The sequence below is a fragment of the Marinobacter piscis genome (assembly GCF_007671655.1).
In the GTDB taxonomy this organism is placed as follows: Bacteria; Pseudomonadota; Gammaproteobacteria; order Pseudomonadales; family Oleiphilaceae; genus Marinobacter; species Marinobacter piscensis.
The window spans coordinates 768,243-786,423 of record NZ_VCGX01000002.1; the positions used below are offsets into that span (position 1 = coordinate 768,243).

The 18,181-nt window shown below is 54.9% G+C and carries 14 protein-coding genes and 2 tRNA genes; 8 read left to right on the forward strand and 8 right to left on the reverse strand.

The window, feature by feature from the left end:
- Positions 1 to 537 precede the first annotated feature (537 nt).
- On the forward strand, positions 538 to 3,543 hold the full coding sequence (gene rne, locus FFI95_RS09255; RefSeq protein ID WP_144822120.1) for a ribonuclease E: 3,006 nt from the start codon (positions 538 to 540) through the stop codon (positions 3,541 to 3,543).
- A 3-nt stretch (positions 3,544 to 3,546) separates the two neighbouring features.
- Positions 3,547 to 4,089, forward strand: coding sequence for a YecA/YgfB family protein (locus FFI95_RS09260; RefSeq protein WP_144822121.1), 543 nt, complete (start codon positions 3,547 to 3,549; stop codon positions 4,087 to 4,089).
- Here FFI95_RS09260 and FFI95_RS09265 read toward each other — a convergent pair.
- Entirely contained in the window at positions 4,086 to 4,964 is an 879-nt protein-coding gene (locus tag FFI95_RS09265; protein WP_144822122.1) for a PHP domain-containing protein, read from the reverse strand. The genes FFI95_RS09260 and FFI95_RS09265 overlap by 4 nt on opposite strands.
- 95 nt (positions 4,965 to 5,059) lie before the next feature.
- Between FFI95_RS09265 and FFI95_RS09270 the strand changes: the two genes are divergently transcribed.
- Both FFI95_RS09270 and FFI95_RS09275 read left to right on the forward strand, forming a co-directional pair.
- Positions 5,060 to 5,359, forward strand: coding sequence for a YciI family protein (locus FFI95_RS09270; RefSeq protein ID WP_144822123.1), 300 nt, complete (start codon positions 5,060 to 5,062; stop codon positions 5,357 to 5,359).
- A gap of 123 nt (positions 5,360 to 5,482) precedes the next feature.
- Complete coding sequence (locus FFI95_RS09275) at positions 5,483 to 6,154, forward strand: TIGR04211 family SH3 domain-containing protein (RefSeq protein ID WP_144822124.1); 672 nt, start codon at positions 5,483 to 5,485, stop codon at positions 6,152 to 6,154.
- A gap of 24 nt (positions 6,155 to 6,178) precedes the next feature.
- Here FFI95_RS09275 and rraA read toward each other — a convergent pair whose 3' ends face one another.
- Both rraA and ppsA read right to left on the reverse strand, forming a co-directional pair.
- Positions 6,179 to 6,658: a ribonuclease E activity regulator RraA gene (rraA, locus tag FFI95_RS09280; RefSeq protein WP_144822125.1), complete on the reverse strand. Its 480-nt coding sequence runs from the start codon at positions 6,656 to 6,658 to the stop codon at positions 6,179 to 6,181.
- 31 nt (positions 6,659 to 6,689) lie between these two features.
- Positions 6,690 to 9,062: a phosphoenolpyruvate synthase gene (gene ppsA / locus FFI95_RS09285; protein WP_144822126.1), complete on the reverse strand. Its 2,373-nt coding sequence runs from the start codon at positions 9,060 to 9,062 to the stop codon at positions 6,690 to 6,692.
- A 222-nt stretch (positions 9,063 to 9,284) separates the two neighbouring features.
- Here ppsA and ppsR point away from each other — a divergent pair, with 222 nt between their 5' ends.
- Positions 9,285 to 10,100, forward strand: a complete 816-nt coding sequence (ppsR, locus tag FFI95_RS09290) for a posphoenolpyruvate synthetase regulatory kinase/phosphorylase PpsR (protein ID WP_144822127.1) — start codon at positions 9,285 to 9,287, stop codon at positions 10,098 to 10,100.
- 54 nt (positions 10,101 to 10,154) lie between these two features.
- Here ppsR and FFI95_RS09295 read toward each other — a convergent pair whose 3' ends face one another.
- On the reverse strand, positions 10,155 to 13,079 hold the full coding sequence (locus tag FFI95_RS09295; protein WP_144822128.1) for an insulinase family protein: 2,925 nt from the start codon (positions 13,077 to 13,079) through the stop codon (positions 10,155 to 10,157).
- Between the two features lie 101 nt (positions 13,080 to 13,180).
- On the opposite strand from FFI95_RS09295, the gene FFI95_RS09300 reads away from it, so the two are divergent.
- Both FFI95_RS09300 and FFI95_RS09305 read left to right on the forward strand, forming a co-directional pair.
- Positions 13,181 to 13,651, forward strand: coding sequence for a hypothetical protein (locus FFI95_RS09300; protein ID WP_144822129.1), 471 nt, complete (start codon positions 13,181 to 13,183; stop codon positions 13,649 to 13,651).
- 4 nt (positions 13,652 to 13,655) lie between these two features.
- On the forward strand, positions 13,656 to 14,570 hold the full coding sequence (locus FFI95_RS09305; RefSeq protein WP_144822130.1) for a response regulator: 915 nt from the start codon (positions 13,656 to 13,658) through the stop codon (positions 14,568 to 14,570).
- Here the strand turns inward: FFI95_RS09305 and FFI95_RS09310 are convergent.
- The gene (locus FFI95_RS09310; RefSeq protein WP_246069465.1) at positions 14,548 to 15,171 is read right to left on the reverse strand and encodes a nucleotidyltransferase family protein; all 624 of its coding nucleotides are present in this window, start codon (positions 15,169 to 15,171) and stop codon (positions 14,548 to 14,550) included. The two genes, FFI95_RS09305 and FFI95_RS09310, sit on opposite strands and share 23 nt — an antisense overlap.
- Before the next feature lie 129 nt (positions 15,172 to 15,300).
- Between FFI95_RS09310 and FFI95_RS09315 the strand changes: the two genes are divergently transcribed.
- A complete protein-coding gene (locus FFI95_RS09315) occupies positions 15,301 to 16,149 on the forward strand; it encodes a 6-pyruvoyl trahydropterin synthase family protein (protein WP_144822132.1) in 849 nt (282 codons plus the stop codon).
- A gap of 230 nt (positions 16,150 to 16,379) precedes the next feature.
- Here FFI95_RS09315 and FFI95_RS09320 read toward each other — a convergent pair.
- The 3 genes from FFI95_RS09320 to gltX form a co-directional block, all read right to left on the reverse strand.
- Positions 16,380 to 16,455: transfer RNA gene (locus tag FFI95_RS09320), tRNA-Glu, on the reverse strand.
- A gap of 7 nt (positions 16,456 to 16,462) precedes the next feature.
- Positions 16,463 to 16,538 (reverse strand) — tRNA-Ala (locus FFI95_RS09325).
- Positions 16,539 to 16,653: 115 nt separating this feature from the next.
- On the reverse strand, positions 16,654 to 18,135 hold the full coding sequence (gltX, locus tag FFI95_RS09330; RefSeq protein ID WP_144822133.1) for a glutamate--tRNA ligase: 1,482 nt from the start codon (positions 18,133 to 18,135) through the stop codon (positions 16,654 to 16,656).
- Between the last annotated feature and the right edge of the window lie 46 nt (positions 18,136 to 18,181).

Here is an 18,181-nt window from a genome sequence, read left to right on the forward strand (position 1 = left end):
TATTCCAGCGTGATCTGTCGTTTGTTTACGGCCTGACCAACTCTAGTCAGAAGCCGGAGCGGCAGAAGTATACCGACACTATTCAAGAGTTTGAACGCCGGGCACCCAATAACTATCGGCCCCGGCGTCAAAAAATGCTTCCGCAGTGCACGGAACGGCCCGCAAATAGCGGAGAACCTGCACCGGAAAATTGAAACCGCGCGGAAAACCGCCGGGCGTTATCGCGAAGAATCATTGCCATGCAAGGCCGGGCCGTCCAGCTTACGAATACGACGTGAGACCCAAGCACTTGTGTGAACCTGAAAATGGATTATATGCGCCAACAGACACGAACCCTATACGACACCTTACTGTCAGCACTCTGGCAGGAAGTCGACGATGGTCTCAGAGCAACAGGACGACACCCTGAACGGGTGTAGTTCGTCTGTCAGCCGCCCCTCCCTGCATTGCTGGGCCTTGCGGCACGCACATCCTGCTTCGCGGAAGCAACGCTCGCCGGTTTTCTGTCAAAATTAACGACAGGAAAACCTTTTTTCCATGAAAAGAATGCTCATCAATGCAACTCACCCCGAAGAGTTGCGCGTCGCCCTGGTTGACGGCCAACGTCTGTTTGATCTTGATATCGAATCCAGCTCCCGTGAGCAAAAGAAAGCAAACATCTACAAAGGACGCATTACCCGCGTAGAACCGAGTCTGGAAGCCGCGTTTGTTGATTTTGGCGCCGACCGCCACGGATTCCTGCCCCTTAAAGAAATATCCCGGGATTACTTCAAAAAGTCACCTGACCAGATTGAAGGCAAGGTGAACATCAAGGATGCCGTTTCTGAGGGCCAGGAAGTTATTATCCAGGTCGATAAAGAAGAGCGCGGAAATAAAGGCGCTGCGCTTACCACCTTCATCTCGCTTGCGGGCCGCTACCTCGTACTCATGCCGAACAATCCGCGGGCCGGTGGCATCTCACGACGCATTGAAGGCGAAGACAGAGCACAGCTCAAAGAAGCCATGAACAGCGTCCAGGTGCCCAAGTCCATGGGCATTATTGTGCGCACTGCGGGCGTAGGCCAAACAACGGAAGAGCTGCAGTGGGACCTCGACTACCTGGTACAGTTCTGGGAGGCCATTACCCAGGCGGCAGAAGAGCGTAAAGCACCCTTCCTTATCCACCAGGAAAGCAATGTCATTATCCGGGCTGTTCGCGATTACCTGCGCCAGGATATCGGTGAAGTTCTGATCGATTCCCAGGGCGTCTACGAAGACGTGCTGAGTTTTGTGCGTGCAGTCATGCCCACATTTGAGAATAAGATCAAACAGTACAAGGATGAAATCCCGCTGTTCAGCCGGTATCAGATCGAAGGCCAGATCGAAACTGCCTTTCAGCGCGAAGTAAAGCTTCCCTCAGGCGGCTCCATTGTTATCGACCCAACGGAAGCACTGGTCTCTATCGACATTAACTCATCCCGTGCAACCAAAGGCCAGGATATAGAGGAAACCGCACTCCAGACCAACCTGGAGGCCGCTGAAGAAATTGCACGTCAACTCCGTTTGCGGGATATGGGCGGCCTTGTCGTTATTGATTTTATCGACATGACTCCGGCCAGAAACCAGCGGGAAGTCGAGCAAAAAATGCGTGAAGCCCTGGAAATCGACCGCGCCAGGGTACAGGTTGGCAAAATCTCACGCTTTGGCCTGCTGGAAATGTCCCGGCAACGCCTGCGCCCTTCCCTGGGAGAAACCCGCAGTGAAGTCTGCCCACGCTGCGAAGGCCAGGGCACCATCCGTGGTATTGAATCCCTGGCGCTCAGTATCATGCGTCTGATTTACGAGGAGTCATCCAAGGATAAAACCGGTGAAGTGCGGGCCATCGTGCCGGTCTCTGTTGCCACCTTCCTGCTGAACGAAAAGCGCAAGCAGCTGGCAGACATTGAGACAACCCAGAAAGTCAGCATTGTTATTGTGCCGGTCGCCCACATGGAAACGCCGCACTTCGACATTCTGCGTATGCGCGACGACGAAACCACCCCTGAGCACATCTCAAGCCACGAAGTTGCGCAGGAATACAGTCAGCGTGAGGAAGAGATATTCGAGGCACCTTCAGCAGAAAAACCTGTGCGCGAGCAGGCTGCAGTGAGAGCAATTCGCCCGAGCGCACCCGCTCCTGCGAAACCCGCTCAGGCCTCCGCCGCTGCCGAACAAGACGAAGGCGTGCTGCGCAGAATTGGCCGCAAGATCGCCTGCTTTTTCGCTGCAGATGAACAGCAAGGTGAGAGCCGCGACAAACAAAAACCAGAGACTGCGCGCGCAGAGCGTCGGCAGCAGCCTCAGCAGGACCGTCGCAAAACCCGTGTTGCCCAGGAAAATCGAGGCTCCGGCAAAGACAACCGCAGCGGAAACGATCGTCGTCAAAGCAACAACCAGCAAAACCGCAACAGCGATAACCGCTCGCGGGGCCGCAACCGCAGCGACGACCAGAGCCGCGCCGGACAGAACCGTCAGAGCGCCAACAAAGGCGCTGACAATCGCAGTAACGACAATCGTCGGGACAACCGTAAAGGTGCCCAGAATCGCGGCCCGAACCGCAACCAGCCGCAACGGGATACCAAGAGCAGCTCTGACACCAAAGAGTCTACTCAGCAGGCGGCGCCGAAGAAGCCCGCAGCTGACAAACCCGCCCAGAATGACAGCCGGCGCAAACCGCGCAGGCCTCGTAACCGGGATGGGTCACCCGTAGAAACTCCGGCATCCGGGCCTGCAGATCGCAAGAACGCCCGTACAGAAAAGCATCAAAAGGACACCCAGCCGGACACTGGCAACAGCACCGCCAAGGCGGCGACGGCAGCGAAAAAAGAACCCGCTGGCAGCAAAGTCGATGAGGCTGTACAAAAGCCCAAGGCCCCGGCTAAAACGGAGGCCCCAGCGAAGACTGAAGCCCCGGCCGATAAGCCCAAAAGCCAGACTGAGACAGCCCCCTCTTCCAAGCCGGAAAAAGAATCCCCGGCCAGGGTGAAAAAGGAAGCATCGACTGAGTCGAAGAAGGAGGCATCTGCAGCCACAGCCAGGGACGAACAAGAGTCCACTCCCAAAAAGGCAAAAGAGCCTGCAGCCAAGCCTGAGAAAGAGGCCGTGGCCAAGCCTGAGAAAGAGGCAGTAGCCAAAACTGATAAAAAGCCCGCAGCAAAGGCTGAAAAAGAAGCCGAAGCAAAGACCGGGAATGAATCGGTAGCGAAAGCTGATAAAGCTGATAAAGCTGATAAACAGCCTGCAGCAAAAGCCGGCAAAGAAGCTCCGGTCAAGGAGGACAAAACGTTCTCCCAGAGCCAGAGTGAGGATCAGCAAGCGACCAATAGCGGCAAAAAGGCAGAGACCAAGCCTGCCCGGAAAACGGCTGAAGCACCAAAATCCAGCCCTGCCAGCGAAAGCAAAGACACAGCGGCTGCCGGGGCGGAACTGCCACCGGTAACACCCGGGCGCGCTTACAACGACCCCCGTGAGGTACGTAAACGTCAGCGGGCCGCTGAAGCCGCTAAAAAGTCCGAGGGCAACTAACTCATGCTGACGAACTCAGACATAGAGGCACTGGAAGATATTCTGTTTGCCGAACCCTGGGGGGACGACTCCCTGGATTTCTTCGGTTTCCACGGCGTTGTTTGCGCCAGTGTTGTTGGCCCCGCCAGCCTGAACATGGCAACCATTTTCAGGTTGGTGACAGGTTCTGATGAAGCGCCTGGCGGTGGTATCCCCGATACCTTTCGCCAGTGCGTAACACAGTTGGCGAGGGACATGACCAAGTCCCTCGACATGGGGCAGGCCCTGGAGCTTCCCGAGCCTGAAGATGGTGACCCTATGAATGCACTGGAAAACTGGTGCGCCGGCTTTGTGGATACCTTCCTGGAGTATGAGAATGAGTGGCTGGATGCCGCCAGCGAAGAAGAGACAGCCGACCTGATGGTGCCAATGCTGACTCTTTCAGGCCTTTTTGATGACGAGGATTTTCAGCGGGTCCGCACCAGCGAAAAGCTCTCACAACGAATGGCTGAAGCCATTCCAGACTCCCTCACTGACCTGTACCTGCTCTTCCACGCCCCCGATTAAGCGGGTGCGTGGTTGCCAGGAACCTGCCTGAAGTGATGCCAGACCGGCTCCAGCCCGTCTGGCATTTTCATAATATGACCCAGCTCACACCAGGGCGCACCAGGAAAGTGAAAATCACTGCCCTGAGATGCCAGCAGCTTCTCTCGCACGCATAGTTCCTTCAAAAAGCCCAGATCCCCACTGGACTGCCCGGACGTAGACACCTCAAGAGCCCGGCCACCGGCCCGGCGAAAGTCAGCAGTCAACTCCCGTAATTTTGTTGCGGTAAGCCGGTATTTGCGCGGATGGGCCAGCACGGCAATTCCCCCGGCCTGATTAATCCACTGCACCACCTCCGGTAGCTCTGGCCAGTAGGCTTTTACATCACCTGGCTTGCCCGCTCCCAGATAGCGCTTGAAGGCCTGGGCCGTATTCCTGACCACACCGGATTCCACCATTACCCGGGCAAAATGCGGACGCCCGGGCACATCACCACCGGCATTGGCTGTTGCCCGCTCCAGCAGATCAGGCACGGCCAGCTTTTTCAGGCGTTCGTCAATCATCGCTGCCCTCGCCCAGCGGTTGCGATGCTGTTGCGCCAGGGCCGCGCGAAATTCACGGTTATCCGGATCAAAATCCAGTCCGACAACGTGGATGGTGCGGCTGCGCCAGAGACAGGAAAGCTCAATTCCAGGAATCAGCACAATGTTATGCTCTGCGGCAGCCGCTTGCGCTTCTGCCAACCCGTTCACTGTGTCGTGGTCTGTCAGGGCAAGGTGAGTTACATTTTTGTCCGCCGCGCGCTGCAGCAGTTCAGTGGGCGTGAGGGCCCCGTCAGATGCGGTGCTATGACAATGCAGGTCAATGCACAACGCAGGGTGTTGCGGTATAGTCACAGGATTTCCAGATCGAATGAATGGCACACGCAGTCAGTGTACCAGCCCTTCTGCTCCATGCCTTACTTTATGAGACAGCCAGAACCGGAGAAAGCATGTATTACGCTATTATCAGTGAAGATGTTGAGAACAGCCTGCCCCTGCGTCAGGGTGCGAGAGCTGCACATATCGAACGCCTTCATGACCTCAAAAACGAAGGCAGACTGCTGATTGCAGGGCCCCACCCGGTCATCGACACGCCAGACCCGGGCAACGCGGGCTTTTCCGGCAGTCTTGTCGTGGCAGAATTCGACTCCCTTGAGGCTGCACAGGCGTGGGCGGACAGTGATCCTTACGTGGAAGCCGGGGTTTACAGCAACGTCACCGTCAAACCCTATAAAGTCGTACTGCCCTGATGCATCATCCGGCTCCATGAGCTTTTTGTAATGCCAGTTCTTTTGACCGGCCGTCTATCTGTGAGAAAATGTCTGGCTACTTCATAACCTCCTGTTAAACCGTATACCGTGGGAAACATACCAGTGACGCTTTTTCGCTTAGCTATCAGTGTGCTAATTGCCTTATCCACCATTGCCGCTGCTCAGGCGAAAACTGTCTGGGTAGACGATAAGCTCTACCTTCCCGTCCGCTCCGGTGCCGGCTCTCAATACCGTATCATCGAGAATGCTGTACCCAGCGGGACACGCCTGGAGGTTATTGAAACTTCCAGTTCCGGCTATACCCGCATACGCACCCCCAAAGGCACGGATGGCTGGGTGTCCAGTCAATACCTGACCGACACCCCCATTGCCGCAGACCGACTGGAGAGCGTGACAAACCAACTGGAGCAGACAAAAAGCGAGCTGTCCTCGCTAAAGGCGCAGTTAAGCGAAGTTTCCAGCGAACGGGATACACTGAGCAGCGCAGAGTCAGAATTGTCCACTCGCACTCAGGAGCTGCAGCAGGAACTGCAGCGCATTAAAAGTATCGCTTCCGACTCCATTAATCTGGAGCGCCGTAACAGGGAGTTGCTGGAGGAAAACCAGAAAATACGCAACGATCTGGAAATCCTCACGGCAGAGAATGAGCGCCTGGAAGCCAGCAAGGAATCAGACTTTATGCTCGTCGGCGCTGGCCTGGTACTCGGGGGCGTTTTTCTGGCGCTGATCATTCCATTGCTCAAACCCAGCAAGAAAACGGATAACTGGGTCTGAGCTGACAGACGGGAGCCCCGGTCCTCAGACCAGGGGCTTTTCCGAGACAACAATGCCGTTGTTGTCAGCGTATACATAGTGGCCCGGGTGGAAGGTTACGCCATGGAACGTCACCGGCACATCCAGGTCACCAAGACCACGCTTTTCACTTTTCCTGGGAAACGTAGCCAGCGCCTGAACGCCAAGACTGGTATTACCAATCTCATCCACATCACGCACACAGCCGTAAATAATCAGGCCTGCCCAACCGTTACTGGCCGCTTTTTCCGCCAGCATGTCGCCCAGCAGTGCGTGGCGCATTGAGCCGCCACCATCTACGACCATGACACGGCCCTTACCGGGCAGCCCGACCTGCTCTTTAACCACAGAGTTGTCTTCAAAGCATTTTACGGTGACGATCTCGCCGCCGAAGGCTTTTACTCCGCCATAGTTATTAAAGCCAGGTGCGGCTACGTTCACTTCCGGAAACTCGTCGCATAGGTCCGGGGTAATAATTGTTGCCACCTTAGAGCTCTCCTTACATACAGAAATAAATTCAGTCTACTTTTTCGTCAGCCAGGAAAAACCAGGTATCCAGAACCGTGTCCGGGTTCAGGGAAACTGTGTCAATCCCCTGATCCATCAACCACTTTGCCAGATCCGGATGATCCGAAGGTCCCTGACCACAAATACCAATGTACTTGTCTGCCTTTTTACAGGCCTGAATCGCCTGGGACAGCAGAATCTTAACGGCTTCGTTCCGTTCATCGAACAGGTGCGCAATAATACCTGAGTCCCTGTCCAGCCCGAGCGTAAGCTGAGTAAGATCGTTGGAGCCAATAGAGAAGCCATCGAAGTGTTCAAGGAACTGTTCTGCAAGCAAGGCGTTAGCCGGCAGCTCACACATCATAATCAGGCGCAGACCATTTTCGCCGCGCTTCAGCCCTTTCTCTGCCAGCAGGTCGACCACCTGCTCTGCCTCACCCACGGTACGTACAAAGGGAACCATAACCTCTACGTTGGTCAGGCCCATTTCGTTACGTACCTTCTTGATGGCGCGACATTCCAGCTCAAAACAGTCACGGAAGGTTTCCGAGATATAACGGGAAGCACCGCGGAAACCCAGCATCGGGTTCTCTTCGTCGGGTTCGTACAGGGTGCCGCCAATCAGGTTGGCGTACTCGTTGGACTTGAAGTCAGACAGACGCACAATGACTTTTTTCGGGGCAAAAGCCGCAGCCAGTGTGGAGATCCCCTCAACCAGTTTGTCCACATAAAAGTCGACGGGGGAACTGTAACCGGAGATGCGCTTTTCAACGGTTTTCTTGATATCGCCCGGCAAGCCGTCGAAATTCAGAAGGGCTTTCGGGTGCACACCTATCATGCGGTTAATGATGAACTCAAGACGCGCCAGCCCCACCCCTTCGTTGGGCAGCGACTGAAAGTCAAAGGCACGGTCCGGGTTGCCCACATTCATCATGACCTTGAACGGAATAGCGGGCATGGAGTCTACTGTGTTTTCGCGCAACTCAAAGTCCAGTGCTCCCTGGTAAATCAGCCCTGTATCACCCTCTGCACAGGATACGGTGACCTCCTGGCCATCTTCCAGCACTTCTGTGGCATCGCCGCAACCCACTACCGCCGGAATTCCCAGTTCACGGGCAATAATGGCCGCATGACACGTACGACCGCCCCGGTCTGTAATAATGGCAGAGGCCCGCTTCATAACCGGCTCCCAGTCCGGGTCGGTCATGTCCGTTACCAGCACATCGCCCGCCTGTACACGGTCCATTTCTTTGATGCTGGTAATAATCTTGACCGGGCCGGCCCCGATTTTGTGCCCGATACTGCGTCCTTCAACCAGCACAGTCCCTGTTTCGTTCAACAGGTAGCGCTCCATAACGTTCGCAGTCGTCCTGCTTTTCACGGTTTCAGGGCGCGCCTGGACAATGTAGATCCTGCCATCATCACCGTCTTTGGCCCATTCTATATCCATGGGGCGCTGGTAGTGTTTTTCTATAATCATGGCCTGCCTGGCCAGCTCTTCCACCTCTGCATCAGTGATACAGAAATGGCCACGATCTTCCGGATCCACCTTAACCGTTTCCACAAGCTGGTCACTGCGCGGATCTGTGTTGTAAATCATTTTGATGGCTTTGCTGCCCAGGTTGCGGCGCAAAACAGCGGGTCTGTCAGCCTCCAGAGTCGGCTTATGAACATAGAATTCATCCGGGTTAACCGCACCCTGAACCACAGTTTCACCAAGACCGTATGAGCCCGTAATAAACACGACATCCCGAAAGCCTGACTCTGTATCCAGGGTAAACATAACCCCACTGGCCGCAGTCTCACTGCGAACCATTTTCTGAATCCCGGCAGACAGGGCCACAAGCTTGTGATCAAAGCCATGGTGTACCCGATAGGAAATGGCCCGGTCGTTAAACAAAGAGGCAAACACTTCTTTCACAGACGTACGGACCTGCTCAAGCCCGACAACATTCAGGAAGGTTTCCTGCTGGCCTGCAAACGACGCATCCGGCAAATCCTCAGCGGTAGCGGAGGAGCGCACGGCTACTGCCATCTTTTCATTACCACTGAGCATCTGGCTATAGGCATCCCTGAGAGCGGCTTCCAGTGCTTCCGGGAACGGCGTATCAATAACCCATTGGCGTATCTCTGCCCCGGCACGAGCCAACTCATTCACATCGTTAATATCAAGATTGTCGAGAACGTTATCAATCTTGTCTTTCAAGCCATCTTTGGCCAGAAATTCACGGTATGCGTGGGCCGTGGTTGCGAAACCACCGGGGACGGTTACACCGGCATTGGCCAGATTACTGATCATCTCACCGAGGGAGGCGTTTTTACCACCTACACGGTCGACATCGGACATTCCCAGGTGATCAAACCAGATTATGTAATCTTCCAAAGCGTGTCTCCCTTGAATCTGTGTAGCAAAGAATAAAACCGGACAAGCGGTATCAGGCGAAAAATTCCGGCAATAACCACTGCGGAGTCTCGAACATGCGGTATATGATACTGTAACCTTCGGAATTTACCTAGGGAGCTTCCGCGAAAGTACACGTCACTTTCCCTCATCCCGCTGGCAAATTCGCCTTAACATTCTCCCTGTACGGAGCCGGAAATCACCATGAAACGCACAGCCTTCTTTATATCTGACGGCACCGGCCTCACGGCCGAGGCTCTGGGGCACAGTCTTCTCGCCCAGTTTGCAACCATTAAGTTCGAGCGGATTACCGTACCTTATATCGACAACATTGAAAAAGCCCGGGATATGGTTAAACGCATCAATGTTGCTGCAGAAGCAGACGGTGCAAGGCCTCTGGTGTTTGACACCATTGTAGACAGTGCCATTCGTGAGGTTATTTCCGAAGCAGAATGCTTCATGGCAGACATTTTCGGTACTTTCCTGAGCCCGCTGGAAAAAGAGCTGCAGTCGTCGTCTTCTTATTCTGTGGGCCAGTCCCACGCCATAAATAACGAAGGTGTTTACGAGCGACGGATCCACGCAGTGAACTTTGCCCTGGACAACGATGACGGGGCACGCACCCGCCACTATGATGAAGCCGAGCTTATTCTTGTTGGCGCGTCGCGCAGTGGCAAAACCCCAACCTGCCTGTATCTGGCACTGCAATACGGAATCAAGGCCGCGAATTATCCGATCACGGAAGAGGATCTGATGGATCAACAGCTGCCGGAAGTCTTGCGCCCTTACAAACAAAAGATGTTTGGATTGACGATTGATCCCGACAGGCTGGCGACCATACGCAATGAGCGACGGCCAAATTCCCGCTATGCGTCCATCAAGCAATGCATGCACGAAATTGAGGAAATTGAGCTGATGTATCGCCGGGAACGCATTCCCTATCTGAATACAACGGCTTACTCCGTAGAGGAAATCTCAACGCGCATCATGGTTACAACCGGCCTCAAGCGTAACCGCTGATGGGCCATGGCGGCAGGCGCAGGCGGGCACTGCAAGCCCGCCTGCCTGCTTTGCTTATAACTCCTGAATATCCAGACCAAGCTCTTCTGCCACGGCGCGGTTTTCTGCGCCTGTAACCACAGCTGTACTGGCTTTTTCCGGCACCAACCAGGTTGCGGCAACGCGCCTGAGATCATCCAGAGTAACGGCCAGCACACGCTCACGGAACCTCGCCTGTTGCTCCGGGCTACGGCCAAACAACCTGTTATGGAAGGCATGACGTGCAGCGCCAGCGGGTGATCTGGGACGGTCCAACTGCCCTATAACTCCAAGAATGGACTCCTCCAGGTCCTGAGGCTCATGGTCAGTTTCCTGCAGCCACTCCAGAGCTTTATCGAAATCCTCCAGGGTTTCGGCCAGGCGCGGATCCCGGTATGAGAAAAAGCGGAAGTTGCCATTCACGCTGTCCTGAGCAGCACCACCGCCATAGGCACCTCCCTGCTCACGGATCGCCCTGTGCAGATAGCCATTGCGTAAAAAGCCACCCAGCACTGTAAGTGCCGCTGCATCCGGGTGATCTACAGGTACGGTACTGTATGCGCGGGCACAGAAGTTCACCTGAGTTGAAGTAAGCCAGGCTTCACGGGTTACAAAGTTTACCGGCTCTGGCTGCCAGCGTGACGACTCACCCTCAGTTTCAGCCTGCCAGCAGGTCTTCAGGTTATCGACCACCGCCGGGAGCTGCTCTTCCTCGCCAATAACCAGGAATTCCCGCTCTTGCTTCCGGATTTTATTATGCAAGGCAGCCAGCCTGTCACAGAACTCTGCGAGCGCATCCGGGTTTTTCAGCGACTGGTCCAGCTCTTTAGTACCGCGAATGCCCGCCAGACCCCCAAGGCGAAACGCTAACCAGGATCCGGGGCTCACGCCCTGAGCTGCAGCTCCCATCGCCAGCACGTGACCACTACCGGTAACAGCCTGTTCCCGACGCGCGCGGATTTGCGCAATGGTCTCCCGAATACGGTCTTTTTCATCAAACCGGGCACTGGTGTAGACATCATGCAGCAGTTTTGTCAGGGCCGTCCGGTTGCGGGCCAGGGCCTTGCCGCTGAAAATCATGTAGCCGGTCACATTCTGTACATCGTCTATACGGCCCTTTGCGGTAAACGAAGCGCCAATACCGCCCGACTCTGCGGAAATCCGGTCCTGCATCTGCAGATAATCCAGATCACCACAGCCCACTTCCGAAATCAGGGTGGCGTAATAAGGCAACAGCAGTAACTCTTCTTCGCTCAGGTCGGGCAAAGGCAGAACCACCTGCTCATAAACCAGGCCGTTGGTGCCCCGTGCGTAGGCTGTGGCTGAAATGTCACCATCAAACCGTGCTTCCGGCTCCGGCATCTGCAGCGGCACATCACTCAGGTCCACTTTCGGCAGAATGGAGTCATCATCCTTACGCATCTGCCGCTCTTCCAGAGCCCTGGCGCGATCAACAATGTCTGCAACTTCCTCAGTGCTGAGCTCTGCTTTGCGTTTTGCCAGAGCTTCCTGAATAGCCTGCTGGCGACGCGTTTCCAGCTTGTCATCCGGGCGCATTGTCAATGTTACCCGGTGCGGGTTATCCAGCAGTTTGCGACGGATCAGCTGCGGAATGTATTGGGGATCACGAATTTTCTCCCGCAGGGTGGCCAGCACCGGCTCCAGGTCCAGTAATTCAACCGGGTCGCCCCCGTGTACCATGGGTGCAATCGCACTCATGATCAGCTGCAGGCCATAGGGAAAGCCGTCGCCGGCAATTTCTCGCTGATGCAGCTCAAGCTGGTGCAGAATCGCTTCCAGACGTTCTTCACTGACGCCCTCTTCTGCCACCGCCTGCAGGGTGCCTTCAATCAGTGCCTCCAGGTCTTTCTGCTTCTCCGGCTCACTGCCTTCGATGCCGCAGACGAAGGTCATTTCCCGGTTGGAGTCTTCCAGTCCGCACATGGGTGAAGGCGCCTGGCCAATATCGGTGGTTTCCAGTGCCCGCATCAGTGGTGATGCACTGTTTTCCAGCAGCACAGCCGTTAACAGCTGCCCCTCCAGGTTTTCCTGAAGATCAAAGCTGTGCCCCAGTAGCCAGCCCATAACAATGTGGGTTTTATCAGACGTTTCTTCCCCTTCATTGACGCTATAGGCCTGCTCCACACGAACCGGCGCATACATGCGTTTTTCATCGCGAACGGGCAACTCAACGTCCAGCTGATCAAACCGGCTGAGGGCAAGCTCTTCAAACCGTTCGTGGTGTTCACGGGCCGGGATATTGCCATAGGTTGCAAAAATTGCATTACTGGGGTGGTAGTGCTGCTTGTAGAACTGAACAAGATCGTTATAAGTCAGATCGACAATATGGTCCGGCTCACCGCCACTGTTGTAATGGTAGGTGGTCGTCGGAAACAGGTGACTACTGAGGTTCTGCCACAACTGTGAGGTGGGCGCACTCATGGCACCTTTCATTTCATTGTAAACGACACCGCGGTAGACCAGATCTGTGTCCGGGTCATCCGGTTTCTCGAATTCCAGGCGATGCCCTTCCTGAGCAAAGTCCAGCTTGTCCAGTTTGGAAAAGAACACACAGTCCAGATACACCGACAGCAGGTTATCAAAGTCCTTGCGGTTCATGGTGGCAAACGGATAGGCGGTCCAGTCACTGCTGGTAAACGCATTCATGAAGGTATTGAGAGAGCGCCGGATCATCATGAAAAACGGATCGCGAACCGGGTAACGCTCACTGCCACACAGCGCCGTATGTTCAAGAATGTGGGCAACGCCGGTAGAATCCATAGGGAACGTGCGCAGCGCCACAAAAAACACATTTTCCTCGTTATCCGCCGCAAGATGGAGATGGCGGGCACCGGTTTTCTTGTGACGATACTCTTCAACATCAAGATTGAGCGTATCAATCCGGTGACTGCGAAGCTTCTCAAAAGCCGGATGGGTTGCGTTATCGATCACTGCAGCCATTAAACTATCCTGTCATTAAACAATTGGAGATTGACAGGGTAACACGTAGTATCAGGTTTCCTGTATCCGTCACCCTAACGATAAAGGCAGAACACAGATTCATGAGCACATTGTCAGACCCGGCAACCGCCTCCCAGGCTCCCGATGTAGCTGCGTACTGGGCTGAACGGCGTCAGTATATTGAGCGTATCCGCAAAACCCCCGAAATGAGAAAGCGTTTTCTGGGCAGGATTGCCCTTTACCTGCTGCGCCGGATCGCCTGGTCTTTCGGTTTCTTTCCTGTACTCATGGCGTTCTGGGTGCCCTTGGTATTCGCCAGCTTCAACCCCGTGGTTATGGCATCAGACCTGATTCCCCTGCTCCAGGCATTTGTTGATTCCAATCCCGAGGTTCAGGCTACAACACTCAGCACGCTGACCATTGCCTGGGCATCGGTAGGCTTCTTCTTTCTGGTATTCGACGTGATTCTCACCCCTTTCAAATCACCTTATCAATACGAGGCAGATGTCTATATGAAGGCTTGGGAACAGCTCAATCAGGATCAACTTCCGACCCAAAACAGCGCGAGGTAGTGTGATGGCAATCAAGAGTGCACTTCTGGTGGACGACTCCAAGGTCGCCAGGTTTTCCCTGAACAAACTACTGAGAAACCAGGGCTTGCATGTGGATATGGCGAGCTCGGCGGAAGAGGCGCTGGATATGCTTGATGGCAGCCAGCACCCGGATGTCATCTTCATGGATCACCTGATGCCCGGAATGAACGGCGTGGAGGCAACCAAAGCAATCAAAACCAGCCCGCGGACGGCTGACATTCCGATTATTATGTGCACGTCTCAGAAATCATCGGAATTTATACAGAAAGCCCGACACTTCGGTGTTTACAGCATTCTCAACAAACCGACGCAGCCCAACGACCTGGAACAGGTCCTGGAGCAGCTAACCGTGGACCTTGAAAAAGAAATCGCACCTGCACCGGCCAACCTGGTTGAGGACACACCTGCTTCGTCCACAGAAGAGCGCACAGCCCCCTCCATGGATGAGTTACTCAGCTCTCTGTTCGATCAACAGCGCGCTCACATCGATCACGCAATCGAGGAGTCTTCTGTTAACGTCGCCCGCCAGACCGGCGAACTCCTGGATGCGCTTGAACAACGCACCCGCCAGCTGCAGAACGACTTGATATCAGACGTAAAAAACGAGCTTTCGGAAACTCCCGGGTTTACGTCAGAGCACATGGCAGAGCTGAAAGATCACATCACCAGTGTACAAACCATCGACACTGAATTCTGGCAAACCCTGCAGTCAGAAGCGGTTCAGCAAGCCCATGAAATTGCACGTGAGACCGCCGAAGAGATTGCTCAGCGCACGATTGATCTGTACGTAACCCAACAAAGATCGGCCGCTGCAAAATTCTACACTATCGGGCTGGCCATCAGTCTTGGTATTTTCAGTGTTGGTGTTGCCTGGCTTACAGGTCTGTTTGGCGGATGAGCTCACGTATCCTGCGCCAGTCCGCCGGTGTATCTATATCATCATGGACCCCGGGGATCTCCAACCGTCGGGCATTGGCTTCGGCCAGTATCCCACCTGCCCCGCGGTCGCCCTGTAACGCCAGCACTGCCGGCCAGAGAGCCCGCGGCAAATAGGCCGGAACGCCCGGGCGCTTTCCGTAATCCGCAGCGGCAGGCTCATCCGGGCAACGCCGCGCAGCCGCACCCAAAGCCCGGAGAGCGTCAGGCTTCAGTAAAGGCTGATCGGCCAGAAACACAAAGACACCCTTTGCCCCCTCCCCCAGATCACGAATCCCTGCAGCCAGCGATGCAGCCATGCCGTCCTGCCAGTTTTTCGCATACACCCAGCGCGCCGGCTGCACACTGCAGCGAGAGCGAATCAGCGGATACCAGGCACCACAGACAACCCGCACATCTTCACTCAACAGCCTGCCCTGTCCGATGGCCAAGTCCAGCAACGTCACACGTGTACCGGCCGGCCCGGCGAGAGTCTGCACGGCTTTAGGGCTTCCAAACCGGCTGGACGCACCGGCTGCAAGAACCAGTACCGGAAACTCCCCATCGATGTTACTGCATGACACCGTTATGATATTACTCCTGATCAAGAAGTGAACGCCACAGGAAAGGCAAAACCGCCCCGGACCCGCCACGCCTGGTCGGATTTTTGCTAGAATCCGCACATCATTCAACCATACCCGCCCGGAATTTTGATGAACCACCTGTTTGTAGACAACCTTACCGTTATTGACTTCGCCTATCTGGACCCGGCAAGGGGGCTGGTGGGCGAAAGCTGGATCGCCGATGTTGTATTAGGGGGCGAGCTGGACGACCAGGGCATGGTATTCGACTTCAGCAACGTCAAACGTACCATCAAACGTGTTATCGACGAGCGTGTCGATCACCGGCTGGTTATCCCCCGGGACTACAAGGGCCTGTCCCGGAGTGAGGAGACGCCTGACACCTTCACCTGGACACTGACCGACGGCACCTACATTATACACCGCTCGCCCGATGAAGCCGTGGTCTGGCTGGCGGCGGAACATACTACTGCGTCTGCCGTTGCAACATTGCTTGAGCGCGAACTGATGGCCGTACTCCCGGCAAACGTCACCTCAGTACAAATCACTCTTCGGGAAGAGAATATTCAGGGACCCTACTATCACTATGTTCACGGTCTGAAAAAACATCTGGGCAATTGCCAGCGCATCGCCCACGGCCACCGCTCGCCGATTCGTATTGACCGTAATGGCGAACGTGATGAAGACCTGGAGCGTACTTGGGCGAAGTCATGGCAGGATATCTATGTGGGCTCTGATGAAGATGTGGCGCGCCGCCATGTTGATGCCGGTACGGCCTACATCACCTTTGAATACGAGGCCAACCAGGGGGAGTTTGCCCTGACCCTGCCCGAGGCGCGGGTTTATATGATGGACACAGACACAACCGTGGAGTTCATTGCCGCCCATATCGCTGATCAGCTTAAAGCTGAACTCCCTTCTGATACGATTCTTGTGAAAGCCTACGAAGGTGTTGGCAAAGGAGCTATAGCCTCCCGTTAACTCAGGCTACCCCAAAGCCAAGTGGGCAGGGTACCACCTCCCAAAACTGTGTGTTGCCAGGGATGGCAACACCAAGCCCCCATGGATGGGTTCACGGCGTGTTTTGGGAGGTGGTACCCTGCCCACGGATTTCGGCACCCAGCCAGATAATTTTATCCGCAGACACAAAAAAACCGCCCGAAGGCGGTTTTTTTGATGGCTATCCGGTGGACTAAACCTTCAAGCCGAATTGGCGTCCCCTAGGGGGTTCGAACCCCTGTTGCCGCCGTGAAAGGGCGGAGTCCTAGGCCACTAGACGAAGGGGACTAGAAATTGGTGGAGCCAGGCGGGATCGAACCGCCGACCTCAACACTGCCAGTGTTGCGCTCTCCCAGCTGAGCTATGGCCCCTCAACGGATGCGTATATTAAGGATCCGCCCTATGGGCGTCAACCTTTCTCCACACTTTTTTTATGTTTTCTGAACTTCCCTGTTCAAACCGCTCACTTCCTCACCAACCTGCTCATTAAACAGCCAAAACGGCGTACTCTTTTTCGACCCTTTTGGTTTCTTTCTTCGAGAAACCACCCAGCACCTCTAACGCCTTCCGCAAGCGCGCCCGGGTCATGTCAGGCCCCAACAGTGCCATAGAGTCCATAACCGACCAGGAGTTCGGGGTGCCGGCAATGGCTACAAACACAGGGAACATGAAATCTCCCATCTTCAGGCCCATGGCTTTGGCCAGAAATTTGATATCCTCAAAAATGGTTTCTTTGCTCCAGTGACGCTGGGCTTCAAGGCGCCACAAGGTGAACTGAAGTATCCGCTTCACCTGGGCCTCTTCCAGTTTCTTGTGGGTAAAATCTTCAGCCTCAAGGTTCAACATGCCCGAGAACATAAACCCTGCCATAGGGGCAACATCGGAAAACACCTCGGCGCGGCCCTTGATATGAGGTACCAGTGCTTTGAGCGCATCCTCGTTGAACCACCAATGGCGGAGGCGTTCAACAAACTGATCGTCAGTGAGCTCTTCACGCAGCCACTGGCCATTGAGCCAGCGCAGTTTCTCCACATCAAAAACCGGACCGCCCAGGGAGACGCGCTGAATATCGAAGTTGCTGATCATCTCATCCAGCGTGAACTTTTCGCGTTCATCCGGCATCGACCAGCCCATGCGGCCCAGATAGTTGGTAACAGCTTCCGGCAAGAAGCCCATGCGCTCATAAAAATTGATGCTGGTGGGGTTCTTTCGCTTGGATAGCTTGCTCTTATCCGGGTTACGCAGAAGCGGCAGGTGGCACAATACCGGCATGTCCCAGCCAAAGTATTCGTATAGCAGCTTGTGCTTGGGTGCAGAGTTAATCCACTCCTCACCCCGCAAGACATGGGTAATTTCCATCAGGTGATCATCGACCACATTGGCCAGATGGTAAGTGGGCATGCCATCGGACTTCAGAAGAATCTGACAATCCACCTGGGCCCAGTCAATTTCAATGGTGCCACGGAGCATGTCTTCAATTTCACAGATACCCTCATCGGGTACCTTCATGCGAATGACGTAAGGTTCGCCTGCATCCAGGCGGCCCTTTACTTCTTCCTCTGTCAGCTCAAGGTCACCTTTAATGCCCGGGTTCAGGCCCCGGGCCTTACGGTCCTCACGGATAGCCTCCAGCTCTTCGGGCGTACGAAAACAGTAGAAGGCGTGGCCTGCAGTCACCAGGTCCTCCGCATACTGGCTGTATGAATCCTTGCGCTCGGACTGCCGGTAGGGGCCATAGGCTCCGCCCACATCGGGACCTTCATCCCAGTTAAGTCCAAGCCAGCGCAGGGCCTTGAGAATGTCCTGCTCGGATTCCGCGGTACTGCGAACCTGATCCGTGTCTTCAATACGCAGTATGAACTGCCCTCCGTGCTGGCGGGCAAAACACAGATTGAACAGGGCCACATACGCGGTACCAACGTGTGGATCACCGGTGGGCGACGGAGCAATTCGGGTACGTACAGTCATGAAATCTTCCTGAAAATTCGGTGGCCGTTTAAATTAACCCGGCATT